The following is a 16,088-nucleotide window of genomic DNA, read 5'->3' as shown; positions in this document are numbered from 1 at the left end:
AGCCGCCCGCTGATCTCCTTACCGGGTCGCGGTTAATTCACGCCGACCGCGGTGTAGGCATTGCCTACGGATACGGCTTCGGCGGAGCCGGCTCCGTACAGGTCTACCGCCGATTGTACGGCAGCCGCACGGATGTTGGAGAAGTTGGAGTATGGAGACAGGTAGTTGGTCAGGGCGTGGTAGTAAATCTTGATGGCTTTGTCCCGGCCGATGCCCGTTACGGAAACGTTATAATGAGTGCCGCCTTGCGCGATCAGGTAGAACGCTTTGTTGTTGATGCCGCTGTTCGTGTGAACGCCTCCGTTATCGGAAGTGCCCGTATAACGTTTGCTGTAGTGGTTAGGCTGGTTGAACTGCTCCGGATTGGAGAGGGAGCGGATCGCGTCGCCAGCCTTGCCGGGCGTGTAAATATCGTCGCCGAGCAGCCAGTTGGTGTTCTGGATCGTATTTCCGAAAATATCGGAAATCGATTCGTTCAGGGCGCCGGATTCGCCGTAATACTCCAGGCCGGCCGTATATTCGGTTACGGCGTGCGTCAGCTCGTGACCGATGATATCCGGATCGCCGGAGAAGGGCAGGAAGTTGACGCCGTCGCCGTCTCCATACACGATCTGTACGCCGTTCCAGAAGGCGTTGTTATAGTTTTGTCCGTAGTGGACAGTTGATTTGATAAGCTTGCCGTTGCCGTCCAGGCTGTTCCGTCCGAACTTCGTTTTGTAGAAGTCGTAAACTTTCTCCGCGTAAGCGTGAGCGTCTACGGCCGCCCGGTCGGTCCAGTTGCTGTTGTTGGTGCTTGTTTTAAGTACCCCAGGCAGAGAGGAACCGTTGTTGGCGCTGTATGTTTCAATGCCGTTGCCGCGCGTGGTATCCTTCAGCTGGAAAGTTGAGCCGCTCTGGGTCGTGATGAACTGCTTCGTATCGCCCAGTACGCCTGTTCCCGTGCCTACGGCGCGGTCAAGGAGGTCGTACTTCTTCACGATAGAGCCGTCAACGGCATCGATAAAGTAACGGGTACGGATCGGGGACGGCTCCAGTACGTTCACCTCTGTCGCATAGGTGAGCACGTTCTTGCCTTCCAGCGGATAAATCGTCAGCTCCGCCTGTGCCGGCTTCTGCTGCTGGCCGAGCTTGCCCACGGCTTTCTCGGTGTCCGCAATAGCGGTTTTAATCGCATCGGAAGCGCTGATTTTGGCTTTAACGCCGTTGGCCACTTCCTGCTCCGAGTCCGCCAGCACGCTTCCGAGATAAGAAGACACGTTGCCGTTCTTATCCAGATGCACCGTCTGCTCCGCTCCGTATACCGGAATTCCTTTGATATACTGCTTCAGGCGGTAGTGACTCGTGCCGCTTGCGGCGTCGTTCTGTTTGTTAACGATTTTAAGATTTTCCTTTACGCTTCCGCTCAGGCTCAGAGCCTCTTTCTTATGATCGAGGAATCCCCACACTTTATCTTCGTTTGAAAGTCCGGCCGGCGCTTTCCACGTTTCCCCGATGAATTTGGGGGTGACGGATTTCGGCGTCGCAACCTCGGCGGTTGCCGCACCTGCAGGCAGAGCGGATACGATCAGGAGTGCTCCTCCGAGTACAAGCGATGTCAGCTTCTTTTTCATAAATACAATCCCTCCTAGGAAATGGTTGACGTCCGCTGTGCGGCGTCCCGGGTAAAACGCGATAGCCGGTTGATCTGAGCTGAGGCCTTGCAAACAGCCTTGCAAACCGATTGGCATCACCCCTTTCCAAGTGGGTCGAAAAAGCGGCCGTTAAAAAAAACGGCGGGACGAGGAAAGAACGACAAATTAGATATACAAGTATTCAGGTAGGAAAAGTTGTTTTAATATCTGTAGTATAGAATGTGTTCACAGCTCTGTCAAACATTTTTTATAAAATTTAACTAATTTTAGCAATTCCAAGCAATGAAGAACCGCTTAGAGGGAGAAAGGTCCAAGAGGAGGGAATGGGAATTAACCACAGGTTATTGACCGAGGGTATAATATTGACAGTGTCGTTCACTTGTCTGTCACGCTTTACGGAACAAATATATTTTTTTAGGATAAACCCGGAAAAAACCGGGCGCTGTCGTGTTGAACAGGGGGCCTGGCGGGGGCGGCTTTTAAAGGGGAGAAGCGCCCCTGTGCCGAATTAGTAGATTTGGATACCGATCTTAACAGCGAGGAGTGTAAGCGCATGCAAAAAACATGGTGGAAAGAAGCGGTTGTCTATCAGGTGTACTGGAGAAGTTTTTACGATACGGACGGAGACGGATACGGGGATTTGGAAGGCGTTATCCGCAAACTGGATTATATAAAAGAGCTCGGCGCGGATGTGATCTGGCTGAATCCGATTTACGGATCGCCGGATGTCGATAACGGATACGATATATCGGATTACCGGACCGTGATGGCCAAGGCCGGCACCATGGAGACGTTCGAGAAGCTGCTCAGTGAAGTTCACGGCCGGGGCATGAAGCTGATTATGGATCTGGTGGTCAACCACACATCCGATCAGCATCCCTGGTTCACGGAATCCCGCTCGTCCAAAGATAACCCCAAACGGGATTATTATATCTGGCGCGAGGAAGCGAACAACTGGAGATCGTACTTTACGCCTTCAGCCTGGGAATATGACGAACGGACGCAGGAATATTATTTTCACTCCTTCGCAACGGAGCAGCCGGATCTAAACTGGGAAAATCCTCAGGTGCGCGAAGAAATTTACGATATGATGCGCTTCTGGCTCGATAAAGGCATCGACGGCTTCCGGATGGACGTCATTAATCTGCTCGCGAAGCAGGCCGGTTTTCCCGATGCGGAGCATCCGGAGAATATTTCGTATCTGGGAAATAACCCGGGGATACACGATTATTTGCAGGAAATGCATGAGCGGGTTCTGAAACATTACGACATTTTTACCGTCGGGGAAATCCCGTTCGTCACGCCGGAGGACGGGCTGCTTTATGTAGGCGAAGACCGCGGCGAGCTGAATACCTTGTTCCATTTCGAGGTTTGCGACTACATGGCTCACTGGGAGATGGACAAGTTCAAAAGTATTCAGAAAAGGTGGTACGACGGCATGTGGGGCCGGGGCTGGAATTCCCAGTTCCTGAACAACCACGACCATACCCGGCTTGTAACCCGGTTCGGCAGCGACAAGGAGTACCGCGTGCAATCGGCCAAATGCTTTGCCGTGCTGCTTCACACCCTTCCGGGAATGCCATACGTCTACCAGGGGGAAGAAATCGGCATGACCGGGGTACGGTTCGATTCGATCGGGGATTATAACGATATCGCGTTAAAGAACAAGTACAAGGAAGAAGTGGAAAAAGGCCGCGATCCGCAGGAAGTTTTCGAGAGCCTGCTGCACCTGGCCCGGGACAATTCCCGCACTCCCGTACAGTGGGACGGTTCGGCCAACGGCGGGTTTACGGACGGCACCCCCTGGATTAAGGTGAATCCGAATTTCCGGGAGATCAATGTGGAGCAGGCGCTTGCCGATCCGGATTCGGTTTTCTACACGTATCAGAAGCTGATCCGACTCCGCAAGGCAAACCCGGTGATGATTTACGGGACCTACGAGCCTCTGCTTGAAGAGGATGAGCGGATTTACGCGTTCCTGCGCGTGTTGGACGGTGAGAAATGGCTGACTCTGCTCAATATTTCGGATGGGAGTACGGTTTGTATGCTGCCGGAATCCATAGCCTCAGCGGAAAAAGAGCTGATTCTTGCGAATTACGAGGTGAAAAGTCCGGCCGGTTCTTCATGGAACCTGAAGCCGTACGAGGCCCGGATTTACCGGGTGAAGAGTTAGCGGGATAAATACGGCGAGGGCGGCCGTTCCGCCGAGCTTTCGCTTTCTAAATCATTCATTAGCTTAAAAGGGCTCAGCCTGTCACGAAAACGTTCTTTCCTTTGTCTAACAGGAGAATAGAATCCCGCTCAGGGAACTCGTAAGGAGTGCTGGAGATGAAAATTTTTGTGGCAGGCGCTACGGGAGTAATCGGGCGATCCTTGCTTCCTCTATTGGTAAAGGAAGGGCATACCGTATACGCCATGGTGCGCGGCAAGGCGGGGAAGGAAGCGGTGCTTGCACAAGGGGCCGTACCGGTTGAGGCGGATGTCTTTGACCGGGATGAACTGATTGCGCAGCTCCGGGGGGCAGAGCCCGAGGTCGTGATTCATCAGCTTACGGCGCTTAGCGGCTATAATCTGGAAGAGAACGCCCGGATCAGGAAGCAGGGCACGCGGAACTTGGTAGACGCCGCACGGGAGGCGGGGGCCGGGAAAATGATTGCCCAGAGCATTTCGTGGATGTACGAGCCCGGGGACGGGCCTGCCGGTGAAGATGTGCCGCTTGATCTGGAGGCTCCGGAGCCGAGAAAAACGACGGTGGACGGCGTAGCCGCACTGGAACGTGCAGCGGCGGAGATGCCGGAGTCCGTCATTCTGCGGTACGGGCTGCTGTACGGCCCCGGAACCTGGTATGCCCGCGACGGGGCTGTCGCGGATAAGGTCCGCGGCCGCGAAGTGAGGGCGACCGAAGGCGTCACCTCCTTCCTCCACGTGGAGGATGCGGCAAGAGCCGCGCTGGCAGCGCTGGAGTGGCCATCGGGGACGGTCAACATCGTGGACGACGAGCCGGCCCCGGGCACGCTCTGGCTGCCCGCTTACGCTTCGGCGCTCGGAGCCCCCGAGCCGGAGTTCCAGCCGGGCCAAGGCCGGGGCGAACGCGGAGCGTCCAATGCCAAGGCCCGGCGCGATTACGGCTGGGAGCCCTTGTACCCGAGCTGGCGCGAAGGGTTTAAAACCAGTCTGGCGCAGGGGAAGTAAGCGCGCCGGCCGATGGAAGGACCGGAGGAGATGATTCCTCCGGTCTTTTGGTTTGCGCAGCGGTGCGGGCTGTTTTCGCACCGCGTTCGGCGGCGCGCGCAGTATTTGGCGCCGCGTTTGGGTGGCCGCGGGCCGGCAGGCCGGAGGCAAAGCCGTCCGGGCTGCAAGAGAGGGGCCTCCAGGTCCGCAAGCTTGCAGCGCTTCGCGGCAGTTCGTTCTGAAGCATCGGTGGCCGCTCGGACCGGGAGCTGCCGTCCCACATGGTGCCCGCTTTGCCGTCATGCCGCTGACGCCCTTACTGCCCCCACTTCAGAGACATCGTAAGGGCGCAGCATGCGAGTTCCTGGGCGCCGGGAGTCACGGTCACGATCAGTCCGCTCGGAGTGTACCGGGCGGCCAGTGCCGATGAAACGGCGATGCCCTTCATGAGCCGGTCGACCTCCTGCTTGCGGCCGGCCTGCGCCGCCGTCATCAGCCGGAGGGCAAAGGGCTCGTCGGACAGCCGGGCGAGCACGATATTGCCGTCGGCGAGCAGCTTGCGGAAAGAAGCGGCCGACGAAATCAATTGCTTCGGATCGGCGGACGGGTATCCGGCATTTTCCGGGAACCGGGGAAACGGCAGGGGCCCAGCCGGCCAACCTTGAACGGGAAGCACCAAGGCGGGGAGATGGGACGGATACGGGAGAGGATAGGGGGGACTGTACATGCTTACAGGCTCCTTTCCGAACGCTCTTTTGTTCATTTTATGAAAAAGCGGGAGGTTGGTGCCCGGCCGTTCCCCCTGGACCTCAGACGGGGAAGAATTACCTTCGCAGGTCCAATGCGGGCAGTCAATATCTGGTGATATACTTTGAAAGCGAGGTAAGGCTCGGCTGAATTCAAGAACAATGTCGGTTGATTGGAGTGGAAAAATTACATGAGAAGAAATATGGGTTTTCTGTTGATTGGCGTAGGAGTGCTGGCCCTGTTGTATTACTTTAATCCGGTAGGCGTGTTCTCCTGGAACGGACTTTCTTTCAAGACGCAGGATATTCATCTGGAGAAAACGGCGGAAGGAGCTTCCTTACAAAATATTATCGTAGAGACAGGAAGCGCCGATGCCCGGATCGTCAAAGGCGAGGGCGATCAAGTGAACGTACGCCTGGACGGCAGCGTCAGCAAAAAGCAGGCTGAGAAATTTCAGCTCAAGGTCGATTCCAAAGGCGATACGCTATCGGTCGGAATCGAGGAGCCGAGCGAAATCGGGGTGGGCGTAACGATTGTCAACGTGGAGTTGATTGTCGAGCTCCCCGAGAAAAACTGGAATTCCGTGCGTGTGCAATCCGGCAGCGGTAATATCGAATTGGAATCTCTGAAAGGAAATTCCGTCGAGACCAAAGCGGGAAGCGGCGATACCTCACTCCGGGAGATTAAATCCGACAAGCTGGCTGCGGATGCCGGCAGCGGCGCTATTTCCGTGACCGATGTGCAAGGAGACGCCATAACGCTTAAAGCGGACTCCGGCGATATCAGAGCCGAACAGTATGCGGCGAACTCCCTGAAATTCGAAGGGCACAGCGGGAATGTCGAATTAAAGCAGGGCAAGGCTTCCTTGCAGGGCGAGACGCATTCCGGCGACATCCGGATAGAAGCGGGCGAGATTCTGCGGGATGCCGATCTGAAATCCGGCAGCGGCAACGTGAAGATAGAATTGACCGAGGAGCCCAAATCGCTGGCCGTCGACTTTGAGGGCGGCAGCGGCAACGGAAGCGTCGACTGGGAAAACTTCTCCTCCGAAGAGAAGAATGATAAGAAAGACCGACTGAAAGGGAAATTCGGCAGCGGTGAAGTGAAGCTCAAAGTAAGAACCGGCTCCGGCGATTTCCAGCTGGTGAAATAATTCAGGCCGCGAACAATTTACGGAAAGAAAGCCTTGACCCGGCAGGAGGGTTAAGGCTTTTTTTGCGGTTAGCCGAACGTTTTTATAAAATTTTTTTGATCCTTTGTAAACGCGTAGCCGCGACGCTCGTAGAATCGGTGGGCACTGGTCCGGCTCGGATGGGATAATAATTTGATTCCGGAAAATCCGTTGGTTTTTCCCCAGGTTTCCAGACTTTCGATCAGCATACTGCCTGTACCCTGATTTCTGCACGCTTTCTTCACGACAAACCCCAGAATATTGACGAATGAATCGGAAAAAAGCAATTCGTAGGGGCTTCCATGGATATATCCGATAACTTCCTCCTCTTGTTCACAGACCAAAACGATATCGTTTGTTTTTCGCGTGATAGTTTCAATCTTTTCTTTCACTTTTTGTTCCGAAAAGGGATGCAGGTCGGGATTGAAGTCCCGGTTTAACAAGTAAATGGCCGGATAATCGGTTATGCGGATTTCCCGGACTCGTTTTTCTTTCATTATTTCACCGCCTTAATGAATACTGACCGGCCCGTAACGTCCGATAAATTGGCCGGCCTTCCGGTCTCATTTTGAGTTTGCCGAGTTTCCGGGAAAATAGAAAGGCTAAAATATGGTTAATAATAAAAAGAAAAGATCAGGAGGAGGCCAATACCATGAGAGAAACCGTCAAACAGGCAAACGGCTACGCGGTAATGGAAAACGGGGAAGCGGTCGCGGAAATCACGTATCAGCCTTTGGGCAGTGAGTCGCTGGTGATCGATCATACTTTCGTGTCCGAAGCTCTGCGGGGCCAGAAAGTGGGCGAGGAGCTGGTACGGGCCGTCGTCGATCAGGCGAGGGAAGAGAAGAAGACGGTCGTTCCGGCCTGCTCGTACGCGCATGCCCTTTTCAAGCGGCACAAGGAATATCACGATATTTGGCGGCGTGAAGAAGAATAGACATTCAACGGGACCGGATTTTCTGCGGCGCAGCGGGTCCGGGTATAGCAAGATTGCTTGCATGGCCCTGCGCAAGCCGGGAAAGCGTTCATTCCAGACGGAATGGCGCTTTTTTTATATGCCCGATTCTGTAATCTTCTCCCTATATTCAATAGATTTATCCCTACTTTTGGTTATCTGCCCGTGTTTAAATGGAAGTAGGAAAGGGCTTTCATTCCTTTCGCCAACCGTTTTTATATCCATGAGGAGGTGGGAAGACGCTCCGCACTTCGGATGCAGCAGGCATTCCATTCCGCGTTCCACGGAACGCAGATCAACCAATTCAGGAGGGATCTCATTTATGAAAAAAATTTTAACCGGTCCAAAATCGGTTGTGAAGAAAACCGCCGGTTTTCTGTTGACCGCTACGTTGTTCGCCTCTTTAATTCCCGCAATGGCTTCGGCGGCCGATCGTGGAGCTTGGGCGTCATCGGTTTCCTATGCGGTTGGCGATACGGTCACATACAGCGGCAAAACTTATCAGGTCGTACAGCCGCATACGTCGTTAAACGGCTGGGAGCCGCCTAACGTTCCCGCCCTGTGGAAAGAAGTTCAAGGCGGAGGAACAGTCGACAACCAGGCTCCTACAGCGCCGACAGGCCTGAAGGTTTCCGGAACGACGACTTCCACGAGCATCACGCTGGCCTGGAATCCTTCCACCGATAATGTCGGTGTTGCGGGCTACGATGTTTACAGAGGCGCCACGCTTGTTGGAAGCGTTTCCGGAAGTACGCTGACTTATACGAACACGGGATTGACGCCGAATACGGCATATTCGTACACAGTGAAAGCGAAAGACGCGGCAGGCAACGTGTCGGCGGCAAGCAGCGCGCTAAGCGTGACTACACTGCCTTCGAGCGGCGGCTCCGACACCCAGGCGCCTACGGCACCGGGCAACCTGGCCGCTACCGGCTCGACAACGTCGAGTGTTTCCCTGTCCTGGAGCGCGGCGACGGATAACGTCGGCGTAACCCAGTACGAAGTCTACAGCAACGGCTCCCTGGCGCAGACGGTAACGGGTTTGACCGCCACCGTAACGGGCCTGACGGCCGATACTTCCTACTCCTTTACGGTGAAGGCGAAAGACGCGGCAGGCAACGTATCCCCGGCGAGCGCAGCGGTTACGGCCAAAACGCAGCCGACCGGCGGAGGCGGCGGTCAGCTGCCTAAGCATATCGTGACCGGCTACTGGCAGAACTTCGTTAACGGAGCGAAGAATCTCAAGCTGAGCGAAGTGCCGGCCGAGTACGACATCATTGCCGTATCGTTCGCGGAAATGGACCGCACCAAGCCGGGCGGCGTTACCTTCGGCATCGATCCCGATCTGTCCAAAGCTCTGGGCGGTTATACCAATGCGGATCTGATCAACGATATTAAAGCGAAAAAGGCGCAGGGCAAGAAAGTCATCCTGTCCATCGGGGGCGAGAAAGGCAACATCGACCTCAGCAGCGCTTCGCCGAACGTGACGAACTTTGTGAGCACCATGTCCGCTCTGATTACGGAGTATGGATTTGACGGCCTCGACGTCGATTTGGAGCACGGCTTCAACGTTCCGAACCTGACCACGGCGGTCCGCCAGATTCAGGCGAAGGTCGGTTCCGGCTTCATCCTGACCATGGCTCCGCAAACGATCGACATGCAGAACAACCAAACAAGCTACATCCAGTTCTACAATAATGTGAAAGACATTACGACAGTCATCAACACCCAGTACTACAACTCCGGTTGTATGCTCGGCCGTGACGGCAAATGTTACTCCCAGGGAACCGTTGACTTCCTGACGGCTCTTACGGATCTCGCGATCCAGTGGGTATCGCCTAGCCAGCTCGGTATCGGCGTTCCGGCAACCTCTTCGGCTGCGGGCGGCGGTTATGTATCCGCATCGGTCGTGAACAACGCGCTGAACTGCCTGGCAACCGGCAACAGCTGCGGAAGTTACAAGCCGGTAGCGAAATATCCGGACATCCGCGGTGCCATGACCTGGTCCATCAACTGGGACGGCATGAACGGCTACAGCTTCGCCAAAACGGTTAAGCCTTTCCTTAACCAGCTCCCTTAATGTCTGGCTTGAGATAAGCCCGGATTGCTCTAAAGACTTCCCGACGATCTATGGTCGGGAAGTCTTTATTTTTGTAAGAAAAGTTTAAGGAAAATTCAAACATTCTTTATAAAGAATTGATTATCCGCTAATGAGAACTTGATACAATGAGGGTGTATCCACCATAATTTGCATATACACATGGGATTTACCGGGAGTGGAGAGATTTCACCACATGTAAGGGGGAGAGCCGTGCAGCAACCGGCAAGATTTTTCAAGTACCTGAAACCTTCCACAGGGAAAGAGCGCAAACAGTCGACACGTCGTTGGAACATTTTCTATGTGGGAGTTACGTTGGCACTGGTGGGCATGGCGGTTCCGTTTCGTGCGGGTATGCCGCAGGCTCATATGGCCGATGCAGGAAGTCAGGCGCTTGGAAGCGGAACGACGATTGCAGGCGGAACCCCGGATCACCCGAACATCCTTTTGGATAAAACGAAACAAACCGGAACGGCCGCAGCGGCAGTGTCCGCCGGAGGGGGCGCGGCGCCTCCACCTATCGGGGCAGGCGCCGGTGTCGCAGCGCAGCCGGTGAAGCAGCCTCCGGCGGCCGGCGGGAAGCTCGTGCAGGTCACGGAGCCGGAGACGGGCATCGCCATCGCGCCGACTATCGTGACGGAGCTGCGCAGCAGGGAGCAGCTGGAGGAGCTGTCCGGTCCGGCGAAGCCCGCCACGGTCATTCTCCATGTGGGCAGCGGACTCCGCATCACGGACCCGTCCGGCAAGACGGACCTCGGTACGCTTGAGGCCGTCCTGGATGCGCTGGGCCGCCGGATGATCCCGGCTTTCTACGTCCGGGACGGGAAGACGGCGGACAGCGTGGCCGGGCTGCTGAAGAAGAACGGCATCGAGGACGCTTTCGTCGTGTCCGACCAAGGCGGGCTCGTCAAGCGGGCCAGAACGCTGTACCCGGCCGTGCGCGGCATCGTGGATTTCAGCGCAGCCGGCAATTTGTCGGCGGAGGATCTGCTGAACATCCGCCGGCAAACGACGGCCAGTCTGGCCAAGATCGCCATTCTGCCGGGTGCCTCGGCATCCCGGTCCTCCGTCGCGTACCTTCAGCAAAGGCTGATCGTCGTATGGACGAAAGAAGCGGGAACGAAGGCCACCCGGGATTTGGGGCTGCATACGCTGATTACGGCCGGGGTCAACGGTATCGTGACCGATTCGCCCAAGGCGGCCTATAAGGCACTGAAAGTGTATTCCCACGGAAACACGCTGATCCGCAAGCCGTATATCATCGGTCACCGGGGCATGCCGTCGAAGGCTCCCGAGAACACGATCGTCTCCAACCGGCTCGGCCTGGAGGCAGGAGCTGATTTTATCGAGAACGATATGTATCTTACAAAAGACGGCCGGCTCGTGATCATTCACGACCCTTTGCTCGAAAGCACGACGAACGGCAAAGGCAAGGTCGAGGATTTTACCCTGGCTCAGCTGAAAAAGCTGAACGCCAATAAACCTTATCCGGCCGGATTCCTGAACGTTCAGATACCGACGCTCGAAGAGCAGATCGACCTAGCCCGCAGTCAGGGCAAGATGATTATGGCCGAGATGAAATCGAAGAACCCGGCTGCGATGGATGTTTTTGTTAGGGTGGTTAAAGCTAAAGGCGCCGAAGATCTGATCAACACGATGGCTTTCAATCCGGACCAGCTGAAACGCCTCTCCGAGCTGATGCCCGAAATGCCGATGGGACTGCTGACAGGTGAAACCGCCAATGAGGCGAATATCGACGGATCGCTGACCAATACGCTGCGGCTGATGCAGCAGAGAAATACCACGTTCAATACCACTTACAAAGGGCTGGGGCCGAACTTTATGGAGGCCGCCAAGCACCGGGGAGTTCTGATTTCTCCCTGGACGTTTAACGATAAAAGCAATTTTGCGAAATTTTTCTGTTACGGCGCGTTCGGCATTACGACGGACTACGCGTTCTGGGCTTCGGACTGGGCGGCTTCGGTTAAACCGGTGCAGGACCATATCGTCGTCGGTAACTACGAAAGCAAGGACTTGTCCGTCCTGATGGAAACGTTCAAAGGCGACCGGCTGGAGAAGGCGGCCGATGTGATTCTGCTCGACGGCGAGAGCAGCGTGGAAGCTTACGGAAGCCGGATCACGGCAAAAAGGCCCGGTAAAGCTCACGCCCTGCTGAGATATACGGCGGTTATCGACGGCGGGAAGTATGACTTGTATACGCAGCCCGTCACGCTGGAAGTCCGGGATATTAAAGAATCGGGCTGAGGGAATTCTTTTTTTGACCGCAGGTAGACAGCTTAATACGAGGAAAAGCGCACGATCCTGGGGATCTGTGCGCTTTTTTTGTTTGACGTGCAAACGGACATGCGCAAAAAAGCCCCGGTTTCCTCGGAAGGAAACGCGGGACTCGGACCGTTGGGCTCTTACTTGTTTTTGACAAGATCGTTGGAGCTTATGCCGAGGAAGTCGAAAGCTTCTTTCAGCATAACCTGATCTTCTTTGTTCCAGTAGCTTTTCTGAATATCGGAAATGTTCGAGTTTCTGGAGATGCGGTCCATCTGCATCTTCATGATCGAGCCGCTGCACAGCACGGCAATGTGGGAAACATGAGGGAATACCGTTCTTTGAGCTTCTTCCCAAATGCTGTTGACTTCCGGCGTGAACACGATCGGACGTCCGTCGCGCTCCATGAAACGGTTGTCGACGAGCAGCTTTACTTTGCCCGATTTGGCGCTGTTTTCCACGGTTTCGGTAATGATACGGGCCGCTTCCTTGGCTTCCTCGACCGTCAGGTTATCGACAACCTGCCAGGCGAAAACAAGGTTGGCCTTATCCATGCTGGAGCTGAATTTATCTTTCAGTTGAACGCTCATTTTGCTACCCCTTCGCGATTTATTTAAACCAGGACGCCAGCATGACGTCCAGCGTGTTGCAGGTATACTTCACGAGATGTTCGGCTTCCTGCAGCTGTTTTTCGGTCATGTTCCGGATAAGGTGATACACCTGGCTGTGTTCCTCGTCCGCCTCGCAGTGAATCGCCCAGTATTCGAGATCCGTGAAGCCGGTCTCCTGCAGAATTTTGTAGGCGTGAAGATAGACGGCATGAGCGAAGCCTTCGCTCGTGCTGTTAATGATCAGCAGCGACATGTTTTCATCCATGGCCGCAACGGCGCGGTATTGAAGGGAGATAAAGTGCTCCGTCTCGTAATTGGCCGTGTGGTTCTCAGGATCGTCCAAGCCGATACCGATCATCCATTTGCGGAGCATTTCGGCATGGTCTTTTTCTTCGTCGTAGTGAGTGGAGAAAACATCGTGGTCCACATCCGGGAACCGTTCCCATCTAAGTTTCAGCAGTTCGCCGAAATGTTTGGACAAGTGGTAAAGGTTGTTGCACCAGACAAAATACTGCGGATCTTTTTCCGCCGGGAAGTTCAAAAAGAACGGATTTTGTGTTTTAACACGCTCAAGTTCCGATGAAATGATCCCGCTGATTCTTTCGACTACTTGTTCTTTGGTGGTTGTTACGTTTGTCATTCAGGATATCTCCCCTTTCTATATGTATATCGGTAAAATAATGTAAAATTTTAAGACAAATAACGACAAAATTCTATAAAATTATGTTTTGTTGAAAGTTCAGGGGAAGTTTGGGAAGATAGGACTGAAATCGTGGGCGGAAATGCGGGATCTGTATGATAAAATTTGAGGTAATTTACTCGTTAAAGGATAAGACTGCCGTATACAAAAGCGTTTTCCGGTAAAACCGGAGGCAGTATCCAAGCTTGGGAGGTGCGCCGGTTATGCGTGAATTTACCCTTGATTTTTCGGCGAGTCCGAAGCCGATTTTCCATCAGTTGTATACGTATTTCAAAAACGGAATCCGGAAAGGGAAGCTTAGGAAGGGGGACTATCTTCCCTCTATCCGCAGCTGCGCACGATCCTTCGGTATCAGTAAAAACACCGTAGAAAGCGCCTATCAGCTTCTGGTTTCGGAGGGGTATTTGCGGAATATCGCCAAAAAGGGCTTTTGCGTGACGTATGAGCCGGAGTCTAACGAGCGGGAGGCTGCCCCGGCGGAAGCTGAAGATGCCGGCGGCTTTGCGGCCGCCACGGATTTTCGCTACGGTAATATCGAGCTTGGTACGTTCCCTTTCCGGCATTGGAACAAAGTGAGAAATCTGGTGATCGCGCAGAACCAGAGCCGTTATGCCGTCGAAGGGACGAATCACGGAGAATATCCGCTTCGCAAGGAGCTCTCCAGACTCTTGTACGAATCCAGGGGGGTGACAGCCACGCCGGACCAGATCGTCGTGGGGGCTGCCCCCCAGCAGCTCGTGATGCTGTTATGCCAGCTTCTCGATGCGAAGAAGCACAGGATCGGCGTGGAAAATCCCGGTTACGATGGGGCCCGGAATACGTTCTTGAATCTCGGTTTCGGGGTTCATCCGGTTTCGTTGACCGGCAGCGGCGTCTCGCTGGGCGAGCTGACGGAAAGCGGAGCGAACGTGATGTATGTAAGCCCCTCCCAGCAGTTCAGGAACCGGATTATAATGTCTGCGGATAAAAGAGCGGAGCTGGCGGACTGGACCCGTTCCCTCGGCGAATATTTGATCGAAGACGATTACGAATGGGAATTCAAGTACGAGGAAGGGATTCTTCCGGCGATTCAAAGCATGATCCCGGAGAAGGCGGTTTACATCGGCCGGATCTCCAAGGCGCTGCTGCCGGTGTTCAATCTCAGCTACATGGTGCTGCCCTCCGGACTTCTTTCCGAGTTTCACTCGAAAATACCGGAGTACGACCAGCCGGTTTCGAAACTCGACCAGCTTACTTTTGCCCGGTACTTGTCCGACGGGTACTGGTACAAGCATCTGCAGCAGATGCGGCGGCTTTATGAGGAGAAGCAGCGCTATTTCTCGGAGGCTCTCGAACGGTATATGCCTGAAAAAGCTAGGGCCGAGGGAAAAGACACGGGGCTTCACGCTTTCCTGACCGTACGGACGGACCGGTCGGAGGAGGAGCTGATCGAAGCGGCCCTGGAGAAGGGCGTGCGGGTATACGGCACCGCCCGGTACTGGCTGCGGCCCGGAGAAGAGTATCCGACGATCTTGCTCGGATACGGGGCGCTGGGCCGGGAGGAAATTGCCGCCGGCGTGAAGGCGTTGGCGGAAGCGTGGTTCTAAGCCGCCGGATTGTGGCGGCGGGCGCTTGTTCCCGCAGCGGTGGCTTAGCGGTAGGGCCGGCGGTGTTTTGGGGCCGGCCTCGTACACCGCCCTGCAGGAGGCGTGGCCGCGCCCGGCAAGCCCGGCCCGTACCGCCATGCAGGAAGGCGGGGGTTGCGCCTGGCAAGCCGGGCCCGTACCGCCCTTACGGTACGGGCCTGGAGGCCGCTGCATGGCGCGGACGGAACTTGCCGTACGCCTGTCTCGCATTGGCGGGTGTCCTGCTCACTTTGCGCGTTCTGTCCCTTTAACGGCCGATCCGTACCCGTTACGATTAGGTATATCAACCGAGTAAGGTGGGCGTGGACATGAATTTTATTTTTGACCTGGATGGAACGATTTGCTTCAAAGGAAAGCCGATTTCGAAGCGCATTCTGGATGCTTTGCTGGAGCTGGAGGAAGCCGGGCACTTTGTCGGATTCGCATCGGCCCGGCCCTGCCGGGACATGCTCCCCGTGCTGGACGAAAGATTCGCCGGCCATCTGCTGATCGGGGCGAACGGGGCGATGACGTTTTACCGCAAGCAGCCTTTGACATACCAGCCGATACCGGGGCCGTTAGCCGGGCAAATCATTCATCTGCTGAATGATTATGAAGCCGAATATCTGATCGACGATACATGGAACTACGCTTACCGTCTGAGTCCGGAGCATCCGTTCCTGGCGAATGTGGATCCTCATGGGCTGGCAAAACGCGTAGAACCGGATGACATTCAGTCCTTTATTAAAATCGTCGTGCTCTCCTGCCGCAGGTTTGAGGAGCTGTCCGCGAAGCTGCGGGCTTTGGACGTCACGATCCATCATCATTCCTCGGAGGGGATACTGGATCTGACCGGCAAAGGCGTCAACAAGATGGCCGCGTTGAGCGGATGCGGACTCCCGCTGGACGAGTTCGTCTGTTTCGGCAACGACAACAACGACCTGCCGTTGTTCCGGATGGCGAAGCATTCCGTTCTTATCGGGGACCATGACGCATTGGCGGAACTGGCCAAAGAAAAAATCGCCGCCGATGACCGGACCGAAGAGAACATCCTGTTAAAAATAAAGGAGCTCTGCACGGTACTCGCTTGAGTACCTGCAGGCTCCTTTTTGGTAAG

13 protein-coding genes are annotated in these 16,088 nt (G+C 55.0%); 8 read left to right on the top strand and 5 right to left on the bottom strand.

What is annotated here, in order from left to right:
- Positions 1-32 precede the first annotated feature (32 nt).
- A complete protein-coding gene (locus C4S74_RS17790; protein ID WP_103996639.1) occupies positions 33-1,610 on the bottom strand; it encodes a M4 family metallopeptidase in 1,578 nt (525 codons plus the stop codon).
- 574 nt (positions 1,611-2,184) lie between these two features.
- On the opposite strand from C4S74_RS17790, the gene C4S74_RS17785 reads away from it, so the two are divergent.
- Together C4S74_RS17785 and C4S74_RS17780 are read left to right on the top strand one after the other, a co-directional pair.
- Positions 2,185-3,804 carry an alpha-glucosidase gene (locus C4S74_RS17785; protein WP_103996638.1) on the top strand — a complete coding sequence of 540 codons (1,620 nt, stop codon included), beginning with the start codon at positions 2,185-2,187 and terminating at the stop codon, positions 3,802-3,804.
- A 155-nt stretch (positions 3,805-3,959) separates the two neighbouring features.
- A complete protein-coding gene (locus C4S74_RS17780) occupies positions 3,960-4,823 on the top strand; it encodes an NAD(P)-dependent oxidoreductase (RefSeq protein WP_103996637.1) in 864 nt (287 codons plus the stop codon).
- Positions 4,824-5,118: 295 nt separating this feature from the next.
- Here C4S74_RS17780 and C4S74_RS17775 read toward each other — a convergent pair whose 3' ends face one another.
- Complete coding sequence (locus C4S74_RS17775) at positions 5,119-5,529, bottom strand: hypothetical protein (RefSeq protein WP_103996636.1); 411 nt, start codon at positions 5,527-5,529, stop codon at positions 5,119-5,121.
- A gap of 210 nt (positions 5,530-5,739) precedes the next feature.
- Here C4S74_RS17775 and C4S74_RS17770 point away from each other — a divergent pair, with 210 nt between their 5' ends.
- Complete coding sequence (locus C4S74_RS17770; RefSeq protein WP_103996635.1) at positions 5,740-6,702, top strand: DUF4097 family beta strand repeat-containing protein; 963 nt, start codon at positions 5,740-5,742, stop codon at positions 6,700-6,702.
- Positions 6,703-6,770: 68 nt separating this feature from the next.
- Here the strand turns inward: C4S74_RS17770 and C4S74_RS17765 are convergent, their stop codons facing one another.
- Entirely contained in the window at positions 6,771-7,217 is a 447-nt protein-coding gene (locus C4S74_RS17765; RefSeq protein ID WP_103996634.1) for a GNAT family N-acetyltransferase, read from the bottom strand.
- Between the two features lie 155 nt (positions 7,218-7,372).
- Between C4S74_RS17765 and C4S74_RS17760 the strand changes: the two genes are divergently transcribed.
- The 3 genes from C4S74_RS17760 to C4S74_RS17750 all read left to right on the top strand — a co-directional run bounded on the left by C4S74_RS17760 (position 7,373) and on the right by C4S74_RS17750 (position 12,038).
- The gene (locus C4S74_RS17760) at positions 7,373-7,657 is read left to right on the top strand and encodes a GNAT family N-acetyltransferase (protein WP_103996633.1); all 285 of its coding nucleotides are present in this window, start codon (positions 7,373-7,375) and stop codon (positions 7,655-7,657) included.
- A gap of 340 nt (positions 7,658-7,997) precedes the next feature.
- Entirely contained in the window at positions 7,998-9,755 is a 1,758-nt protein-coding gene (locus C4S74_RS17755) for a fibronectin type III domain-containing protein (protein WP_103996632.1), read from the top strand.
- Positions 9,756-9,986: 231 nt separating this feature from the next.
- The gene (locus tag C4S74_RS17750; RefSeq protein WP_103996631.1) at positions 9,987-12,038 is read left to right on the top strand and encodes a glycerophosphodiester phosphodiesterase family protein; all 2,052 of its coding nucleotides are present in this window, start codon (positions 9,987-9,989) and stop codon (positions 12,036-12,038) included.
- 158 nt (positions 12,039-12,196) lie between these two features.
- Here the strand turns inward: C4S74_RS17750 and C4S74_RS17745 are convergent, their stop codons facing one another.
- Positions 12,197-12,646: a hypothetical protein gene (locus C4S74_RS17745; RefSeq protein ID WP_103996630.1), complete on the bottom strand. Its 450-nt coding sequence runs from the start codon at positions 12,644-12,646 to the stop codon at positions 12,197-12,199.
- Positions 12,647-12,665: 19 nt separating this feature from the next.
- Entirely contained in the window at positions 12,666-13,307 is a 642-nt protein-coding gene (locus C4S74_RS17740) for an iron-containing redox enzyme family protein (RefSeq protein ID WP_103996629.1), read from the bottom strand.
- 263 nt (positions 13,308-13,570) lie between these two features.
- Between C4S74_RS17740 and C4S74_RS17735 the strand changes: the two genes are divergently transcribed.
- Together C4S74_RS17735 and C4S74_RS17730 are read left to right on the top strand one after the other, a co-directional pair.
- Entirely contained in the window at positions 13,571-14,953 is a 1,383-nt protein-coding gene (locus C4S74_RS17735) for a PLP-dependent aminotransferase family protein (RefSeq protein WP_103996628.1), read from the top strand.
- A 347-nt stretch (positions 14,954-15,300) separates the two neighbouring features.
- Positions 15,301-16,062: an HAD family hydrolase gene (locus C4S74_RS17730; protein ID WP_103996627.1), complete on the top strand. Its 762-nt coding sequence runs from the start codon at positions 15,301-15,303 to the stop codon at positions 16,060-16,062.
- Positions 16,063-16,088: the final 26 nt, after the last annotated feature.

The sequence above is a fragment of the Paenibacillus sp. UNC499MF genome (assembly GCF_900107975.1).
Classification (GTDB): domain Bacteria; phylum Bacillota; class Bacilli; order Paenibacillales; family NBRC-103111; genus Paenibacillus_F.
The sequence above is the reverse complement of the archived record's forward strand: the minus strand, read 5'-3'. Positions and strand labels throughout refer to the sequence as shown.